General features: G+C 63.5%; 30 protein-coding genes. All 30 read left to right on the forward strand.

Going from position 1 to position 16610, the window contains the following annotated elements; genetic code table 11:
* The first annotated feature begins 238 nt into the window (after positions 1-238).
* The 30 genes from rpsJ to rplQ all read left to right on the forward strand — a co-directional run bounded on the left by rpsJ (position 239) and on the right by rplQ (position 16608).
* On the forward strand, positions 239-568 hold the full coding sequence (rpsJ, locus tag VLE48_14380; protein ID HSA94196.1) for a 30S ribosomal protein S10: 330 nt from the start codon (positions 239-241) through the stop codon (positions 566-568).
* A 64-nt stretch (positions 569-632) separates the two neighbouring features.
* Positions 633-1355, forward strand: coding sequence for a 50S ribosomal protein L3 (gene rplC / locus VLE48_14385; GenBank protein ID HSA94197.1), 723 nt, complete (start codon positions 633-635; stop codon positions 1353-1355).
* A gap of 11 nt (positions 1356-1366) precedes the next feature.
* Positions 1367-2026, forward strand: coding sequence for a 50S ribosomal protein L4 (gene rplD / locus VLE48_14390; GenBank protein ID HSA94198.1), 660 nt, complete (start codon positions 1367-1369; stop codon positions 2024-2026).
* Positions 2026-2319 carry a 50S ribosomal protein L23 gene (locus VLE48_14395; GenBank protein HSA94199.1) on the forward strand — a complete coding sequence of 98 codons (294 nt, stop codon included), beginning with the start codon at positions 2026-2028 and terminating at the stop codon, positions 2317-2319. Before rplD ends, VLE48_14395 begins: the two co-directional genes overlap by 1 nt.
* Positions 2320-2346: 27 nt before the next feature.
* Positions 2347-3171 (forward strand): 50S ribosomal protein L2, encoded by an 825-nt coding sequence (rplB, locus tag VLE48_14400; GenBank protein HSA94200.1) that lies wholly within the window; start codon positions 2347-2349, stop codon positions 3169-3171.
* A gap of 29 nt (positions 3172-3200) precedes the next feature.
* Positions 3201-3578, forward strand: coding sequence for a 30S ribosomal protein S19 (rpsS, locus tag VLE48_14405; GenBank protein ID HSA94201.1), 378 nt, complete (start codon positions 3201-3203; stop codon positions 3576-3578).
* 10 nt (positions 3579-3588) lie between these two features.
* Complete coding sequence (gene rplV, locus VLE48_14410) at positions 3589-4011, forward strand: 50S ribosomal protein L22 (GenBank protein ID HSA94202.1); 423 nt, start codon at positions 3589-3591, stop codon at positions 4009-4011.
* A gap of 4 nt (positions 4012-4015) precedes the next feature.
* Positions 4016-4675 carry a 30S ribosomal protein S3 gene (gene rpsC / locus VLE48_14415; GenBank protein ID HSA94203.1) on the forward strand — a complete coding sequence of 220 codons (660 nt, stop codon included), beginning with the start codon at positions 4016-4018 and terminating at the stop codon, positions 4673-4675.
* Positions 4676-4688: 13 nt separating this feature from the next.
* The gene (gene rplP / locus VLE48_14420) at positions 4689-5105 is read left to right on the forward strand and encodes a 50S ribosomal protein L16 (protein HSA94204.1); all 417 of its coding nucleotides are present in this window, start codon (positions 4689-4691) and stop codon (positions 5103-5105) included.
* 14 nt (positions 5106-5119) lie between these two features.
* Positions 5120-5410 (forward strand): 50S ribosomal protein L29, encoded by a 291-nt coding sequence (rpmC, locus tag VLE48_14425; protein HSA94205.1) that lies wholly within the window; start codon positions 5120-5122, stop codon positions 5408-5410.
* A gap of 3 nt (positions 5411-5413) precedes the next feature.
* A complete protein-coding gene (gene rpsQ / locus VLE48_14430) occupies positions 5414-5722 on the forward strand; it encodes a 30S ribosomal protein S17 (protein HSA94206.1) in 309 nt (102 codons plus the stop codon).
* 26 nt (positions 5723-5748) lie between these two features.
* Positions 5749-6120, forward strand: coding sequence for a 50S ribosomal protein L14 (gene rplN / locus VLE48_14435; protein ID HSA94207.1), 372 nt, complete (start codon positions 5749-5751; stop codon positions 6118-6120).
* Between the two features lie 100 nt (positions 6121-6220).
* A complete protein-coding gene (rplX, locus tag VLE48_14440) occupies positions 6221-6544 on the forward strand; it encodes a 50S ribosomal protein L24 (GenBank protein ID HSA94208.1) in 324 nt (107 codons plus the stop codon).
* 36 nt (positions 6545-6580) lie between these two features.
* Positions 6581-7126 (forward strand): 50S ribosomal protein L5, encoded by a 546-nt coding sequence (gene rplE / locus VLE48_14445; protein HSA94209.1) that lies wholly within the window; start codon positions 6581-6583, stop codon positions 7124-7126.
* A gap of 9 nt (positions 7127-7135) precedes the next feature.
* Positions 7136-7321 carry a type Z 30S ribosomal protein S14 gene (locus VLE48_14450; protein ID HSA94210.1) on the forward strand — a complete coding sequence of 62 codons (186 nt, stop codon included), beginning with the start codon at positions 7136-7138 and terminating at the stop codon, positions 7319-7321.
* Positions 7322-7436: 115 nt separating this feature from the next.
* The gene (rpsH, locus tag VLE48_14455; protein HSA94211.1) at positions 7437-7835 is read left to right on the forward strand and encodes a 30S ribosomal protein S8; all 399 of its coding nucleotides are present in this window, start codon (positions 7437-7439) and stop codon (positions 7833-7835) included.
* Positions 7836-7860: 25 nt separating this feature from the next.
* Positions 7861-8400 carry a 50S ribosomal protein L6 gene (gene rplF, locus VLE48_14460; protein ID HSA94212.1) on the forward strand — a complete coding sequence of 180 codons (540 nt, stop codon included), beginning with the start codon at positions 7861-7863 and terminating at the stop codon, positions 8398-8400.
* Positions 8397-8789 carry a 50S ribosomal protein L18 gene (gene rplR, locus VLE48_14465; GenBank protein ID HSA94213.1) on the forward strand — a complete coding sequence of 131 codons (393 nt, stop codon included), beginning with the start codon at positions 8397-8399 and terminating at the stop codon, positions 8787-8789. The genes rplF and rplR overlap by 4 nt, the downstream gene beginning before the upstream one ends.
* Before the next feature lie 19 nt (positions 8790-8808).
* On the forward strand, positions 8809-9318 hold the full coding sequence (gene rpsE, locus VLE48_14470) for a 30S ribosomal protein S5 (protein ID HSA94214.1): 510 nt from the start codon (positions 8809-8811) through the stop codon (positions 9316-9318).
* A 2-nt stretch (positions 9319-9320) separates the two neighbouring features.
* Positions 9321-9533: a 50S ribosomal protein L30 gene (rpmD, locus tag VLE48_14475; GenBank protein HSA94215.1), complete on the forward strand. Its 213-nt coding sequence runs from the start codon at positions 9321-9323 to the stop codon at positions 9531-9533.
* A 13-nt stretch (positions 9534-9546) separates the two neighbouring features.
* Entirely contained in the window at positions 9547-9990 is a 444-nt protein-coding gene (gene rplO / locus VLE48_14480; protein HSA94216.1) for a 50S ribosomal protein L15, read from the forward strand.
* A 130-nt stretch (positions 9991-10120) separates the two neighbouring features.
* Complete coding sequence (gene secY / locus VLE48_14485) at positions 10121-11506, forward strand: preprotein translocase subunit SecY (GenBank protein HSA94217.1); 1386 nt, start codon at positions 10121-10123, stop codon at positions 11504-11506.
* 23 nt (positions 11507-11529) lie between these two features.
* Entirely contained in the window at positions 11530-12234 is a 705-nt protein-coding gene (locus tag VLE48_14490) for an adenylate kinase (protein ID HSA94218.1), read from the forward strand.
* Complete coding sequence (gene map / locus VLE48_14495) at positions 12218-12970, forward strand: type I methionyl aminopeptidase (protein ID HSA94219.1); 753 nt, start codon at positions 12218-12220, stop codon at positions 12968-12970. Before VLE48_14490 ends, map begins: the two co-directional genes overlap by 17 nt.
* Positions 12971-12976: 6 nt before the next feature.
* A complete protein-coding gene (infA, locus tag VLE48_14500) occupies positions 12977-13195 on the forward strand; it encodes a translation initiation factor IF-1 (protein HSA94220.1) in 219 nt (72 codons plus the stop codon).
* Between the two features lie 210 nt (positions 13196-13405).
* A complete protein-coding gene (gene rpsM / locus VLE48_14505) occupies positions 13406-13792 on the forward strand; it encodes a 30S ribosomal protein S13 (protein HSA94221.1) in 387 nt (128 codons plus the stop codon).
* A gap of 2 nt (positions 13793-13794) precedes the next feature.
* Positions 13795-14244, forward strand: coding sequence for a 30S ribosomal protein S11 (rpsK, locus tag VLE48_14510; GenBank protein HSA94222.1), 450 nt, complete (start codon positions 13795-13797; stop codon positions 14242-14244).
* A 123-nt stretch (positions 14245-14367) separates the two neighbouring features.
* On the forward strand, positions 14368-14997 hold the full coding sequence (gene rpsD, locus VLE48_14515; GenBank protein HSA94223.1) for a 30S ribosomal protein S4: 630 nt from the start codon (positions 14368-14370) through the stop codon (positions 14995-14997).
* A 111-nt stretch (positions 14998-15108) separates the two neighbouring features.
* The gene (locus VLE48_14520; GenBank protein HSA94224.1) at positions 15109-16107 is read left to right on the forward strand and encodes a DNA-directed RNA polymerase subunit alpha; all 999 of its coding nucleotides are present in this window, start codon (positions 15109-15111) and stop codon (positions 16105-16107) included.
* A 12-nt stretch (positions 16108-16119) separates the two neighbouring features.
* Positions 16120-16608: a 50S ribosomal protein L17 gene (gene rplQ, locus VLE48_14525; GenBank protein HSA94225.1), complete on the forward strand. Its 489-nt coding sequence runs from the start codon at positions 16120-16122 to the stop codon at positions 16606-16608.
* Positions 16609-16610 lie beyond the last annotated feature (2 nt).

Consider the following 16610-nt stretch of genomic DNA (forward strand, 5'->3'; position numbering starts at 1 on the left):
GACCGGGGTGGCGGAGCTGCCCGGGGGCACGGAGATGGTGATGCCGGGGGACAACGTGAACCTGGAAGTGGAGCTGATCACGCCGGTGGCGATGGAGAAGGGGCTGCGGTTCGCTATCCGCGAGGGCGGCCGCACCGTGGGTGCCGGCACCCTCACCGAGATCGTGAAGTGATTGCAGCATCGACCGCGGTAGTCCAGCCCTTGGGGCGGCTTGCCGCATGATCTTTGAGGAAACACAGTGATTGGAAAAGAGAGAATTCGCATCCGACTGAAGGCGTATGACTACCGCGTGCTGGACCAGTCGACCAGCGAGATCGTCGACACCGCGCGCCGTACCGGCGCACAGATCGCGGGCCCCATTCCCTTGCCCACGGTGCGCAACAAGTATTGCGTGCTGCGTTCGCCGCACGTGGACAAGAAGTCGCGCGAGCAGTTCGAGATCCGTACCCATAAGCGCCTGCTCGATATCCTCGAGCCCACGCAGCAGACCGTGGACGCGCTGATGAAGCTCGACTTGCCCGCCGGCGTCGATGTGGAGATCAAGGCGTTTGGAAAAGAGCATAAGTAGCAGCCGAGTGCAGAGCCTACAGTGCCCATCGAATCGGTGGGCATGATGAGGGAAAACAGGGAACATGATTAACGGAATTTTGGGCAAAAAAGTCGGCATGACGCAGCTCTTCGATGACCAGGGCGACGTTCACCCGGTCACCGTGCTGCAGGCCGGTCCCTGCATCGTCACCCAGCGCAAGACGGCGGCGCGCGACGGCTATGACGCCGCGCAGATCGGCTTGGTCGAATTCGTCAAGGAGAGCCGGCTCTCGCAACCCGAGCGCGGACACCTGGCCAAGCACAGCCTGCCTCCCATGCGCTTCCTGCGGGAAGTGCCGGTGGAGACCGCCGGAGAAGGCGACAAGGTCAAGGCCGGCGACCGTGTCCTGGTGGACATCTTCCAGGACGAGAAGTACGTGGACATCATCGGCACCAGCAAGGGACGCGGATTCGCGGGCGTCGTGCGCCGGCATAATTTCGGCGGCGGCCCCCGGTCGCACGGGCACATGTTCCAGGTGCAGGGCTCCATCGGCGCCTCCTCGTTCCCGTCGCGCGTCTTCCCGGGACAGCGCATGTCGGGACACATGGGCAACCAGCACGTTACGGTGCGCAACCTGCGCGTCCTGGGCGTCGACCTGGAAGAGAACCTGCTCGTCGTCGAAGGCGCCGTGCCCGGTCCCAGGAACGGCTACGTGGTCATCACCAAGGCTCTGAAGCCGCCGCGTGAACACCGCGGTTTCATTGAGAGCGCCTCGGTGGATCCGCTGAAAGCGGCCAAGAAGGCGGCCGCAGGCAAGAAGCGTTAATCGGAATCGTTATGGCGAAAATCGACGTACTCGATCTGAACGGCAAGAAAGTGGGCAGCATGGAGCTGGCCGACGAGGTCTTCGGCCGCGTCAACGCCGCCTTGCTGTGGGAGGCCGTGCGCCACTTCCGCGCCGCGCAGCGCTCCGGCACTCACAAGACCAAGGGCCGTGGCGAAGTGGCTGGCTCGGGCAAGAAGTTGTGGCGGCAAAAGGGAACCGGGCGCGCCCGCATGGGCTCCATCCGCTCTCCCATCTGGCGGCACGGCGGCACCGTCCACGGGCCGCAGCCCCGCTCCTATGACTTCACCTTCCCGCGCAAGAAGCTGCAGGGCGCGTTGCGCTCCGCCCTGGCCGCCAAGCTGGAAGACGGCAAGCTGACCGTGGTCGAAAGCTTCGAACTCCAGCAGCCCAAGACCAAGGAGTTCCGCAAGGCGCTCGACGCCCTGCAGGTCGAAAAGACCGCATTGATCGTGGATGGCGCCGCGGAGAATCGGAACCTCGAGCTCAGCGCGCGCAACCTGGAAGGTGTCGAGATGGTGCGCGGCCACCAGGTGCATCCCTATCACCTGCTGCGCTATGACCGCGCCATCTTCGCCCGGCCCGCGCTGGAGAAGCTGCAGCAGTCGCTCAAGCGCACCGCCTCGCGTCGCCGCGCTCCGGAGGTGGCCTGATGAAGTCGGCTTACCAGATTATCCGTCGCCCGGTCATCACCGAAAAAGGATTGGGCGTGAAAGAGACCCAGGCCACGCTGGTCTTCGAGGTCGCCTCGAAGGCCACCAAGACCGAAGTCAAGGAAGCGGTCGAAGCCATCTTCAAGGTCAAGGTGGCTTCCGTGCGTACCGCGAACTTCCCCGGCAAGGAGCGCCGCCGCGGACGGTTCGCCGGCTACCGCCCCGACTACAAGAAGGCTTTTGTCCGCCTGAAGTCGGGCGAGAAGATGCCCGAGTACGCGCAGAACATGTAGTGGAGAGCAGAAAGCGAAACTTGATTTATGGCGATTAAAACTTACAGACCGGTCACCGCGACGCGACGCGTGCAAACCACGCTCGCCAACGACGACTTGACCACCGATCGTCCGTACAAGCCTTTGACGGCCCCGCTGAAGAAGACCGGCGGACGCCGCAACGCGGGCGACGTCACCATCTGGCACCGTGGCGGCGGACACAAGCGCAAGCTCCGCCTCATCGACTTCAAACGCGACAAGGCCGGTGTTCCCGCTCGTGTCGCCTCCGTCGAGTACGATCCCAATCGTTCCGCTCGCATCGCCCTGCTCGAGTATGCCGACGGCGAGAAGCGCTACATCCTCCAGCCCATGGGCCTGGAGGTCGGCCAGAAAGTCGTGAGCGGTCCTGAGGCGGACATCCTGGTGGGCAACGCCCTGCCGCTGCGCAACATTCCGCCCGGCACCACCATCCACAACATTGAACTCCGCCCTGGCAAGGGTGGGCAGATGGTGCGCTCCGCCGGCGGTGCCGCGCAGTTGGTCGCCAAGGAAGGCGACTACGCCCTGATCAAGCTGCCATCCGGCGAAACCCGCAAGGTGCTGGTGGACTGCATGGCCACCATCGGCCAGGTCGGCAACCTGGACCACGAGAACATTGCCATCGGCAAGGCCGGTCGCCGCCGCTGGATGGGCATCCGGCCCACCAACCGCGGCGTGGTCATGAACCCGGTGGACCATCCGCACGGCGGCGGCGAGGGCAAAACCAGTGGCGGTCGCCACCCGGTCACCCCCTGGGGCCAGCCCACGCGCGGCTACAAGACGCGGAACAACAAGCGCACGGACCGCTTCATCGTCCAGCGCCGAACCAAGTAACGGAGAACTGGGAACTGAGAACTTAACTTATGGCGCGTTCTACTAAAAAAGGACCTTACGTCGAGCAGCGGCTCCTGGCCCGTGTCGAGGCCATGAACCAGCGCAACGAGAAGAAAGTGCTGCGCACCTGGTCGCGACGCTCCACCGTGGTGCCGGAGATGGTGGGCCACACCCTGGCCGTCCACAACGGCAAGAAGTTCATCCCGGTGTACGTCACCGAGAACATGGTGGGGCACAAGCTGGGTGAGTTCAGCCACACCCGCATCTTCAAGGCGCACTCCATGAGGGCCGCCACGGAAACCGTGGCCAAGCCGGCTGGCGTGCCCGGCGGTCCGGGCGCCATCGTGCCCTCGGCTCCGGCCGGCGGTGCGGCTCCTCCGGCGGCCCCGGCGGCGCCCAAGGCGTAGGAGAAGAACCATGGAATTTCGTGCTGAGGCAAAATTCGTTCGCGTCTCGCCCCAGAAGGCGCGCCTGGTCCTCGACCTGATCCAGGGACGCCAGGTGGAGGACGCGCTCAACACTCTGGCCTTCACCCGCAAGGGTTGCGTGCCGGACGTCAGCAAGGTGTTGCACTCGGCCATCCAGAACGCCAGCTACCTCAGCCAGGAAAAGGGACTGGACGTCGACCTGGACCGGCTGTACGTCAAGCGCGCCGTGGCCAACGAAGGCCCGCGCATGAAGCGCATCCGGCCGGCCCCCATGGGTCGTGCTTTCCGCTACCAGCGGCGCATGGCGCATATCGAGATCGCGCTCGCCGAGCGTGGCCGGGGAAACGCCCCCGCCAGGGAAGCCACCGCTCCTAAAGCGGTCGCCGGGAAGAAATCGAAAGGGAAGAGGTAAGCAGATGGGACAGAAGGTTCATCCATACGGATTCCGCCTCGGCTACAACAAGCCGTGGAAATCACGCTGGTTCGTGGTGCGCGACTACGACAAGCTGTTGTACGAGGACGTCAAGCTGAAGGCCGAGCTCAAGGAGAAACTCCGTGGCGCCGGCGTCAGCTCCATCGAGATTGAGCGTCCCGGCAACAAGCTGCGCATCATCATCCGCACCGCCCGGCCGGGCATCATCATCGGCCGCAAGGGCGCGGAGATCGACAAGCTCAAGCAGGAGCTGCAAAAGCGTACCTCGCGCGAGATCTATATCGACATTCAGGAAGTCCACAAGCCGGAGCTCGACGCCCAGCTCGTGTCCGAGAACATTGCGCTGCAACTGGAAAAGCGCGTCGGCTTCCGCCGCGCCATGCGCAAGGCCGTGGACTCCGCGTTGCGGTTCGGCTGCAAGGGCATCAAGGTGCGTGTCGGCGGTCGTCTGAACGGCAATGAGATTGCCCGCTCGGAGTGGTACCTGCAGGGCCGCCTGCCTTTGCACACCCTCCGTGCCGACATCGATTACGGCTTCACCGAGGCCAAGACCACTTACGGCGTGATTGGCGTGAAGTGCTGGATCTACAAGGGCGAGATCCTCGGCCAGAAGAAGCGCCAGCCGCAGGCGGCGGGGTTCTAGGAGAACGGCGACCATGCTGATGCCCAAGAAAGTCAAGTACCGCAAGCAGCAGCGCGGCCGCATGCGCGGCAAGGCCTGGCGCGGTTCCGAGCTCGCCTTCGGCGATTACGGCTTGAAGGTGCTCGAACCCGGTTGGATCACCGACCGCCAGATCGAAGCCAGTCGCGTGGCCATGACCCGCTTCGTCAAGCGGGGTGGCAAGGTGTGGTTGCGCCTGTTCCCGGATAAGCCCGTGACCAAGAAGCCGGCGGAAACCCGCATGGGCAAGGGCAAGGGCGCGCCCGACCACTGGGTTGCGGTGGTGCGGCCGGGCAAGATCCTGTTCGAGATGGAAGGCGTCACCGCGACGGAAGCGGCGGAAGCTTTGCGCCTGGCCGCGCACAAGCTCCCGCTCCGTACCCGGATGGTTTCCCGCGCGGGAGCGCACTGAGTCGGAGGAGAGCCATGGCAGCGAAGCGAGCAGCGCAGCGCAAGAGCGAGGTCGGGCAGTCCACTGCCGTCCTGCGCCATGAGAACCGCCGGGCGGAGAAGTTCCGTAACCTCTCCCCGGCCGAGCTCACGCACCACCAGCGCGAGCTCCAGGACCAGCTCTTCCGCCTGAAGTTCCAGATGAAGATGGGCCAGACCGAGAGCCTCAAGAAGATTCAGGAGCTGCGGCGCAACCTGGCGCGGGTCAAGACCATCCAGCGCGCCCGTGATTTGGGTCTCGAATCGGTCGGAACGGAGAAAAAGTAGTCCATGACCCAGGAAGCATCCAAGCACGTGAAGTCGCGCAAGGTTCGCGTCGGGGAAGTGGTCTCCACCAAGATGCAGAAGACCATCGTGGTCGAAGTGACCAGTCAGAAGGCGCACCCGCTCTACCGTCGCGTCTTGAAGCGGTCGCGCCGGTTTTACGCCCACGACGAGAAAGGGCAGGCCCGTGTCGGCGATATTGTGCGCATCGAGGAGACCCGCCCGCTCTCGCGTCTGAAGCGTTGGCGGCTCAAGGAGATTGTGCGTCGCTCGGCCTTGGTGCCCGAGCGTGTCGAGGAGGCCCAGGCTTCCTGATCGGCGGCCCTACGGGAGATGACACCATGGCAGTCATGATGCGATCCATGCTCGAGGTGGCCGATAACTCCGGCGCCCGCAAGCTGCAGATGATCCTGCCGCTCGGCGGGCACACCGGGCTCTCGGCCGGTCTGGGCGACGTGATCACGGCCAGCGTCAAGGAGGCCTCGCCCGATAGCCAGGTCAAGAAGGGAAAGGTGGTCAGGGCGGTCGTGGTCCGCACCCGCAAGGAGCATCGCCGTCGCGATGGGACCTACATCCGCTTCGACCAGAACGCCGCCGTGCTCATCAACGAGGCCGGCGAGCCCGTCGGCACCCGCGTCTTCGGACCGGTCGCCCGCGAGCTGCGTGAAAAAAAGTTCTTGAAGATTGTGTCCCTCGCTCCCGAAGTGCTTTGAGGGCTCGAACGAGAGACGAGAAAGTGAAACAAGGTTTAGCTAACAGCCAAAAGCCAAGAGCTGGGGGCTGTGAGCTAGAAACTAGGAGCTAGAAGCTTCCATGCACGTACGCGTAGACATTCGGCGCAACGACACGGTGCGGGTCATCACCGGGCGCGACAAGGGCAAGGAGGGGCGCGTGCTCCGCGTCTTCCCCGGCGACCGCAAGGTGCTGGTCGAGCACGTTGCCATGGTGAAGAAGAACGTTCGCCCCAACCCGCAGCGCAACATCAAGGGCGGCGTGGCCGAGCAGGAGAGCCGCATCTCGATCTCCAACGTCATGCTCGTCTGCCCCAGTTGCGGGCCGGTGCGCATCGGGCATGACCACCGCGGCGACCGCAGGGTGCGCGTCTGCCGCAAGTGCGGCACCACATTGGATAAGTAACGGAGAGCGGAAAGCGGATAGCTGAGAGCGGAACCTATGCCAGCCAGATTACGAGAGAAGTTCAAATCCGAAGTGGCTCCGGCCCTGATGAAGGAGTTCAGCTTCAAGAACCCCATGGCCGTGCCGCGCCTCGAGAAGATCGTTGTCAACCTGGGCGTGGGCGAAGCCACCCAGAACGTCAAGGTGCTGGACCCGGCCGTGCACGAGCTCACCCAGATCGCCGGCCAGAAGCCGGTCATCACCCGCGCCAAGAAGTCGATTGCCGCCTTCAAGGTGCGCGCCGGCATGCCCATCGGGGTGATGGTGACCCTGCGTGGCGACCGCATGTACGAGTTCTTCGACCGGCTGGTGAACATTGCCCTGCCGCGCGTGCGCGACTTTCGCGGCCTCTCCACGCGCTCTTTCGACGGCCGCGGCAACTACACCCTGGGTTTGCGCGAGCAGCTGATTTTCCCGGAGATTGACTACGCCAAGGTCGACAAGCTCAAGGGTATGAACGTAACCATCGTCACCACGGCGCGGAATGACGCCGAGGCCCGTGCCCTGCTCAAGCATCTGGGCATGCCATTCAGAGGAAATTGACAGGAAATCATGGCCCGAACATCACATGTCGCCAAGGCGAAAAAGAAGCCCAAGTTCTCCACCCGTCAGCACAACCGCTGCAGTCTGTGCGGCCGCCCGCGCGCTTTCCTGCGCAAGTTCGGCATTTGCCGGCTTTGCTTCCGCAGGTTGGCGCTGCAGGGGGAGATCCCGGGCGTTTCCAAGTCGTCCTGGTAGAAGCCGTGCCGGCTGGGGCCGGCGCCGACGTACGAAGTAGGGGTACGAAGTAACGCGAATTTGAACGCCGCCTTCCGGCTTGTGGAGGGGCGGCCTTAGTGAGGTAAGGATAACGATGAGTGTCACCGACCCGGTCGCGGATTTGCTGGCGCGCATTCGCAATGCCGTCGGCGCCCGCCACTCCAAGCTCGATGTGCCCGCTTCCAAGCTGAAGCAGGAGATCTGCCGCATCCTCAAGGAGGAGGGCTACATCGCCAACTTCAAGCTGGTGGAGGAAGGCGGACGCCGTCTGCTGCGCCTGCACTTGAAGTACGGTCCGGACAGTGAGAGCGTCATCTCCCACCTGGCGCGCATCTCGCGCCCCGGCTGCCGCGTCTACGTGGGACGCAATGAGATTCCCCGCGTGCTGGGCGGCATGGGCATCAACATCCTCACCACGCCCAAGGGCGTGATGACCGGCCGCCGCGCCCGCCGTGAAGGCGTGGGCGGTGAAGTCCTGTGCGAGGTCTGGTAACCGCGTCGCGAAGCGAGAGACCGTCATGTCGAGAATTGGAAAAAAGCCGATCGCCATCCCCTCCGGGGTGAACATCCAGGTCAAGGGCAACGTGGTTGCCGTCCAGGGGCCCAAGGGCACGGTGGAGACCGCCCTGCCCGCCGGCATCCGCGTCGAAAAGAAGGACGGATTCCTGCAGGCGGTGCGCGAGAGCGACCAACACGCCGCCGTGCACGGGTTGGCCCGCGCGCTGGTGCAGAACGCTGTCAGTGGCGTCACCCAGGGTTGGACCAAGGAGCTGGAGATCGTGGGCATCGGCTATCGCGCCGAGCTCAAGGGCAAGCACACCGTGGTTTTCAGTTTGGGATTCTCGCATCCCATCGAGTTCCCGCTGCCCTCGGGCGTCAGCGTCACCATTGACGCCAAGCAGACGCGCCTGACCGTCAGCGGTATCGATCGCCAGAAGGTGGGCCAGGTGGCCGCCGACATGCGCGCTCTGCGCCCGCCGGATCCCTACAAGAACAAGGGTGTCCGCTACTTCGGCGAGCGCCTGAAGAAGAAGGTCGGAAAGACGGGTGCGAAATGATTGCCAAACCTTCCAAGAACGCTGTGCGGCAGCGTATCCACCAGCGGATCCGCCGCAAGCTGATGGGTACGGCCGAGCGGCCGCGTCTGAACGTCTACCGCTCGCTGAACCACATCTACGCCCAGCTCATCAACGACCTCGACGGCGTCACGCTCGTTGCCGCCAACTCGCTCGAGCCTTCCGAGGGCGCGAAGGGCGCCAAGGCCGGGAAGGGTGCGCGGCCCACGGGCGGTAACGTCGCTTCGGCCAAGGATGTCGGAAAGCGCTTGGCCGCGCGTGCCAAGGAAAAGGGAGTGTCCAAGGTTGTGTTCGACCGCGGTGGTTACCTCTACCACGGACGCATCAGAGCCTTGGCCGATGCTGCCCGGGAAGCAGGATTGCAGTTCTAGCCCAATTTTGAGAGAGCGGATGCCGGTAGCCAAAAAGAGAATCGACGCAGGGCAGTTCCAGTTGAAGGACCAGGTGGTTTCCATCAACCGCGTCACCAAGGTCGTCAAGGGCGGCAAGAACCTGTCCTTCGCGGCCCTGGTGGTGGTGGGCGATCCCTCCGCCGCGGTCGTGGGCTACGGCTCGGGCAAGGCCCGGGAAGTGCCGCAGGCCATCCGCAAGGGCATCGAGGCCGCCAAGAAGAATCTGGTCAAGGTGCACCTCACCCAAAGCACCATTCCCCATGCGGTGCTGGGACGCTTCGGCAGCGGCATGGTGCTGCTCAAGCCGGCGCCGGAAGGCACGGGCGTCATTGCCGGCGGCGCGGTGCGCGCGGTCATGACCTCCGCCGGGGTGCAGAACGTGCTCACCAAGTCCATCGGCACCGCCAACCCGCACAACGTCGTCAAGGCCACTTTCGACGCCCTGCGCCAGTTGCGCGATCGCGCCGCTGTCGCCAGCTTGCGCGGCAAGGCCGTGGAGGAGCTCTGAGCATGACTGCCAAGGCTCACAAGAAATCCGGCACATTGCGCCTGAAGTGGGTGCGTTCCGCCATCCAGGCGCCCAAGAAGCACAAGGCCGTCATCCGCGGGCTCGGTTTCACCCGCTTGAACCAGGTGGTCGAGCGCGAGGACACGGCTGCCATCCGCGGCATGGTGGCCGCGGTGCCGCACCTGGTCCAGATCGTCGATGGAGCCGCGCGCTAAAGGAAACGCAACCATGAATCTCTCGACACTTCGCAGACCCAAGGGCGCCACCCGCAATCCCAAGCGGGTGGGCCGCGGCATGGGCTCGGGAACCGGCAAGACTTCCGGCCGCGGGCACAAGGGACAACTCTCCCGCACCGGCTACAGCCGCGCGCGCGGTTTTGAGGGCGGCCAGAACCCCCTCAAGCGCCGCTTGCCCAAGCGCGGCTTCACTAACATCTTTCGCACCGAGTATGCGGTGGTGAACCTGGAGCGCCTGGCGGCGCTCGGCGAGACCACCATTACACCGGAGACCTTGCAGAAGGCCGGCCTGGTCCGCCGCGCGTTGCCCATCAAGATCCTGGGCGACGGCGAACTCAAAACGGCGCTCACCGTCCGTGCCCACAAGTTCTCCAAATCCGCCGCCGAAAAAATCACGAAGGCTGGCGGCAAGACGGAATTGATCGCCGCCAGCTAACCGGCGGCGAGGCTGATGGTTCGTATCATGGCTCGGCTTCAGCCGTGCCGAATGGGCGGTAGTAGGACGCGGTTTTAGCCGCCGATGTAAGGAAGCTTTTAGCGAGAGCTAGAAGCTGGGAGCTAGCAGCTTGTTTGAGAAGTTAGCCAACATCTTCCGCATCCCGGACCTGCGCCGCCGTGTGCTTTTCACTCTGGCGCTGCTGGCCGTCTATCGCCTGGGCGCGCACATCCCTACGCCCGGCATTGACTCCGCCGCGCTTCAGCAATTCTTCGAGGGCAAAGAGGGAACGATCTTCGGCTACCTCGACCTGTTCAGTGGCGGCAACCTGCGTCGGCTTACGGTGTTCGCTCTGGGCATCATGCCCTACATCACGGCCTCCATCATTCTGCAGTTGCTGACCGTGGTGTATGAGCCGCTGGCCCGCTTGCAGAAGGAAGGCGAGCTCGGGCGGCGGAAGATTACCCAATGGACTCGCTACCTCACCGTAATCCTGGGAGCGGCGCAGTCGCTCGGCATCGCGCTCTCGCTCGAGCGCGGCGAGCAACTGGTCATCAATCCCGGCCCTGCCTTTGTCCTCTTGACTGTGCTGACCCTTACCACCGGCACCGCTTTCATCATGTGGTTGGGTGAGCAGATCACGGAGCGCGGTATCGGCAACGGCATGTCGCTGCTTATTTTCGCCGGCATCGTGGTCGGCTTGCCCGCGGCCGTGGCCGACCTCCTGCAGAAGGCCAGCACTCAGGCCTGGGGTGGGTTCACCGTCCCCGCCATGGTCATCTTGCTGGTCATCATGGTGGCCGTCATGGCGTTCATCGTCTTCGTCGAGCGCAGTGAGCGGCGCATCCCCGTGCAATATGCCAAGCGAGTCATCGGACGCAAGGTCATGGGCGGCCAGTCCACCCACCTGCCGCTGCGCGTCAACGCCGGTGGCGTCATGCCCGTCATCTTCGCTTCCTCCATCATCACCTTCCCGCAGACCATCGGCCTCGCCTTCAAGGACAACCCGTACATCGCTCCGGTCCTGAACGCGTTGAACTGGGGCGAGCCGCTCTACAACGTGCTCTACGCCGCCGGCATCATCTTCTTTGCCTACTTCTATATTTCCATCGTGTTCAATCCCCGCGAGGTCGCCGACAACATGCGCAAGTACGGCGGCTTCGTACCCGGCATCCGCCCCGGCCGCTGGACCGAGAACCACATCAACGACATCCTCACCCGCCTCACTCTGGTGGGGGCCATTTATCTCATCATCATTTCGCTCATCCCGGAGTTCCTGATCACCGGTATTCACCTGCACCATCTGCCTGGCGCCTGGGGCGCGTTTTTCGAGCGTCTGCCCAACTGGGTGCTGAACGGACTGGGTCTGAATTTCTACTTCGGTGGGACCTCGCTGCTCATCGTCGTGGGCGTGGCCATGGATACGGTGAACCAGATCGAATCGCACCTCATCATGCGGCATTATGACGGTTTCACGCCGCGCAGCGGTCGCATCCGCGGCCGCAGGGCGTGGTAGGCATGCACGCGGAGGCAGCCAAGATGAGCGATACCAAGACCCGGCCCATCGGCCCTGTCATCCTGCTGGGCGCCCCGGGCGCCGGCAAGGGTACGCAGGCCAAGATCATCGCCGAGAACTACGCCATTCCCCAGCTCTCCACCGGCGACCTGCTGCGCGACAACGTTGCCCGCGGCACCGACCTGGGCAAGCAGGCTAAATCCATCATGGATGGTGGCGGCCTCGTCCCCGATGAGCTGGTTTGCAACATGGTGGCCGAGCGCCTCAAGCAGCCCGACTGCGACCGCGGCTTCATCCTCGACGGTTTTCCCCGCACCGTCGGCCAGGCCGAGTGGCTCGACAAGCTGCTCACCGGGGATTTCTTCCCCGCCTCCCGGCCCAGCCGCCGCCCGCCCATTGTGATCAACGTCGCCGTGGGATATAATCAATTGATGCAACGGCTTACGGGCCGTCGCACCTGTTCCTCCAGCGGGCACATCTATAACATTTACTTTCAGCCCCCGCGTGTTGCAGACATCTGCGATGTGGACGGTTCCAAGCTGGTCATCCGCAAGGACGACCGCGAAGAAGTGATTCGGGAACGCCTCAAGGCCTACGAGAAGCAGACCTTGCCCTTGACCGATTATTACCGCGGCAAGGGACGCCTGCGCGAGGTCAACGGCGATCAGGCGGCGGACAAGGTTACCGGAGAGACTCTGGGAGTGTTGGAGCATGCCGATCGTGCGTAAATCGCCGACTGAGCTGGAGAAGATGCGGCAGAGCGGTCGTGTCCTCCGTCAGGTGCTCGATGAAGTCAGCGCCATGGTCCGGCCCGGCATCACCACCATGGATCTGGAGCGCCTTGCCGAGAAGCGGATCAAGGAGCTGGGGGCCAAACCGGCCTTCAAGGGCTATCACGATTATCCCTGCGTGCTGTGCACCTCGGTGAACGACGAGATCATCCACGGCATCCCTTCGGAGAAGCGGGTACTCAAGGCAGGCGACATCGCTTCCATCGACTGCGGTGTGGTGCTCGACGGCTATTACAGCGACGCTGCCGTCACCGTGCCCGTGGGTAACAGCCTGCAGCCGGAGCTGAAGAAGCTGCTCGAGGTTACGGAAGCGTCGCTCTATCGCGCCATCGAGCAGATGCGCGTGGGTAATACCGTGGGCGATGTCGGCGCCGCGGTGCAGGAACTGGTGGAAGCCAATGGTTTTAGCGTCGTACGCGAGTTCGTCGGCCACGGCATCGGCACCCACATGCACGAGGAGCCGCAGGTGCCCAACTACGGTTCGCGCGGCTACGGCGCTCGCCTGGAGGAGGGCATGGTGCTCGCCATCGAGCCCATGGTCACCGCCGGCCGGCCCGATACACGCGTGCTGGACGATAACTGGACCGCCGTGACCAAGGACGGCAGCTACAGCGCTCACTTCGAGCACTGCGTTGCCGTTACCAGGAACGGCCCCATGATTCTGACGCAGTAGGAGCGAATGGGAAAAGAAGACGCGATTGAGGTCATGGCCACGGTGCTGGAATCCTTGCCCAACGCCCTGTTCCGCGTGGAGCTGGAGAACAAGCATCAGGTATTGGCCCACGTCTCCGGCAAGATGCGTAAGAACTTCATCCGCATCCTTCCCGGCGACAAGGTCGCGGTCGAGCTTTCCCCGTACGACCTCACGCGCGGTCGCATCGTGTATCGCTATAAGTAGTCACCGGCAACTGGATCCTTGAACTGAGAACTGAGAACCGGAAACTGAGATTGAGATCATGAAAGTTCGAGCCGCTGTCAAAAAGATTTGCGTGAAGTGCAAGATCGTTCGCCGCCGTGGTGTGGTGCGGGTGATCTGCGTCAACTCCAAGCACAAGCAGCGACAGGGATAATGCCCTGTTTGAGAACTGAGGACTGAGGTAGCTACTCTATGGCACGCATTGCTGGCGTCGATTTACCGCGCAACAAGCACGTGGACATTGCGCTGACCTACATCTATGGCATCGGAAATTCGCGCTCGCGCCGCATCCTGGACGCGGCCCGCGTGGACGCCATGAAGAAGGTCCAGGATCTTCAGGAGGATGAGGTCAACCGCATCCGCCAGGTCATTGAGAGCGAGGGAGGGGTCGAGGGCGACCTGCGCAAGGACATCGCCATGCACATCAAGCGCCTCATCGAAATCGGCTCCTATCGCGGATCGCGTCACCGCAAGGGCCTTCCCGTGCGCGGACAGCGCACCCACACCAATGCGCGCACCCGCAAGGGTCCGCGCCGCGCCACTGTGGCCGCGAAAAAGAAAGCGACGGCGAAGACATAACCATGGCCAAGACACCTGCTGCACCTGCCGGTGGCGCTGCCCCGGCGGCCCCGGAAAAGGAAAAGAAGGGCAAGCGCAAGCAGTTCAAGAAGAAGGAGCGCAAGAACGTGCCCTACGGGCTGGTCCACATCCAGGCGACCTTCAACAACACCATCGTGACCATCACCGATCCCGATGGCCGCGTCATCTCCTGGAAGAGCTCCGGCTCCATGGGTTTCCGCGGCTCGCGCAAGGGCACTCCCTTTGCCGCCCAGCAGGCGGCCATGAACGCCGCCAACGCCAGCCGCGAGCATGGTTTGCGCACCGTCGATGTGCGCGTCAGCGGGCCGGGTTCCGGACGTGAAAGCGCCGTCCGCGCCCTGGCCGCCGCCGGGCTGGAAGTGCGTAGTATTCGCGACGTCACTCCCATTCCCCACAACGGCTGCCGTCCGCCCAAGCGCCGAAGGGTTTGAGTTCGCTGTTGCTTTTCACTGGCCACTGGTCACTGACCACTGGTTGCTGAGTTCGGATCAGGAAGAAAGAGCGCCAGGCTCCGTAAACTGATCGGCACCTGAAATAAGGAAGGAGAAACTGACTTGGCACGTTACACAGGCGCGGTCTGCCGTCTCTGTCGCCGCGAAGGCATGAAGCTTTTCCTCAAGGGCGCGAAGTGTTTTTCCGAAAAGTGCCCCGTGGAAAAGCGCAACTTCGCCCCCGGCCAGCACGGCAAGGACCGCCGCGCAAAGATCGTCGGCTACGGTCTGCAACTCCGCGAGAAGCAGAAGACCAAGCGCATCTACTTCACTCTGGAGAAGCAGTTCCGCAACTACTTCGAAAAGGCGGCGCGCAAGCCCGGCGTCACCGGCGAAATGCTGCTCCAGCAGCTCGAGCGCCGTCTCGACAACGTGGTCTTCCGCCTGGGCTTTGCCCAGTCCCGGCGTCAGGCGCGCCAGTTGGTGCGTCACGGCCACATCGCCGTCAACGGGCGCAAGGTCAACATTCCCTCCTTCCAGGTCGCCGTGGGCGACCAGGTGGAGGTGCGGGAGGCCAGCCGCCAGATGCCCGTGATCGCGCAGGCCGTCGAGTTCACCAGCCACCAGCCCGCTACCGCGTGGCTGGAGCTGGACCGCGCCGCGCTCAAGGGACGCGTGCTGGCTCTGCCCAAGCGCGAAGACATCAACCTGCCCGTCAACGAGCAGCTCATCGTCGAGCTGTATTCGAAGTAACGCGTTGTGGCGGGCGTGAGCGTGGCGAGGCAAGAGCCGCGCGGATGTCCGCCGCGGTCATCGTGAACGAAGGATCTTGAGTTGTTGCAAGTTTGAGAGGAGATACAACGAATGCTTTGGAAAGGTTTTCAGAAACCCAAGCGCCTTGCGGCCGATGTTGAGACCCTGACCGACCGCTATGGACGCTTCACTGCCCAGCCGTTCGAGCGTGGCTTCGGCACCACCATCGGCAACGCCCTGCGGCGCGTGCTGCTCTCTTCTATCGAGGGCGCGGCCGTGACCGCTGTCAAGATCGAGGGCGTGTTGCACGAGTTCCAGTCCATCCCCGGCGTCGTCGAGGATGCCACCGACATCATCCTCAACATCAAGCAGGTGCCGTTCAAGCTCAGCGGCGACGGCCCCAAGGCCATCTACCTGCGCGCCGAAAAGCCCGGCGTCGTCACCAGCGGCATGATCGAGGCCGATGGCGACGTCGAGGTCTTGGACAAGACCGTCTACATCGCCACCGTGAGCGAGGGCGGGCGCCTGGACATGGAAATGCGCCTCAAGCGCGGCCGCGGTTACGTCTCCGCCGACAAGAATTTCGACGAGGACCTGGGACTGGGATTCATCCCCATCGACTCCGTCCACTCACCCGTGCGCAAGTGCAACTACACGGTGGATGCCGCGCGCCTCGGCCAGATCACCGATTACGACAAGCTCACCCTCGAGGTCTGGACCAACGGCTCGGTTTCGCCCGCCGATGCCATCGGCCTCTCCGCCAAGCTGCTCAAGGACCACATGAGCATCTTCATCAACTTCGAGGAGGAGATCGAAGCGGAGACCGCCGCCGATGACCACCGGCCCGTCATCCGCAACGAGAACCTTAACCGCTCGGTCGAGGAACTGGAGCTCTCCGTGCGCAGCTACAACTGCCTCAAGAACGCCAACATCCAGACCATCGGCGAGCTGGTGCAGAAGACCGAAGCCGAGATGCTCAAGACCAAGAACTTTGGCCGCAAGTCGCTCAACGAGATCAAGGAGATCCTGGGCACCATGGGCCTGGGTCTGGGCATGAAGATCGACGAGCAGGGCAACGCCGTCGTCAGCGGCGAAGCCAATCGCCATTAGAAAGGGAAGACCATGCGTCATCGTAGAGGAGGCTGGAAGCTCGGCCGCAACACCAGTCACCGCCGCGCTTTGCTGCGCAACCTGGTGACCTCGCTCATCGTCGAGGAGCGCATCGAGACCACGGTGCCCAAGGCCAAGGCCATGCGCCCGCACGTCGAGCGTATGATCACCCTCGGCAAGCGGGGCGATCTGGCTGCGCGCCGCCGCGCCGCGGCCTGGCTCATGACCTCGGAGTCCGTCCGCAAACTGTTCGACATCGCTCCCCGTTTCGGCGATCGCTCCGGAGGCTACCTGCGCATCATCCGTTCCGGCTGGCGGCAGGGAGACGGTGGCGAGAAGTGCTTCATCGAGCTTCTGGGCAGCGAGAAGCTGCAGCAGCAGAAGCGCGAGAAGCGCGCCGAGGCCCGTGCCAAGCGCGCCGAAGCCACCAAGAAGGCCATGGAAGAAGCCGAAGCTCAGCAGGCCGCCGAAAAAGGCGGCGACGAAAAAGAAAAAGAATAAGA

This window comes from Terriglobales bacterium, from assembly GCA_035454605.1.
Lineage (GTDB): Bacteria > Acidobacteriota > Terriglobia > Terriglobales > Acidobacteriaceae > DATMAB01.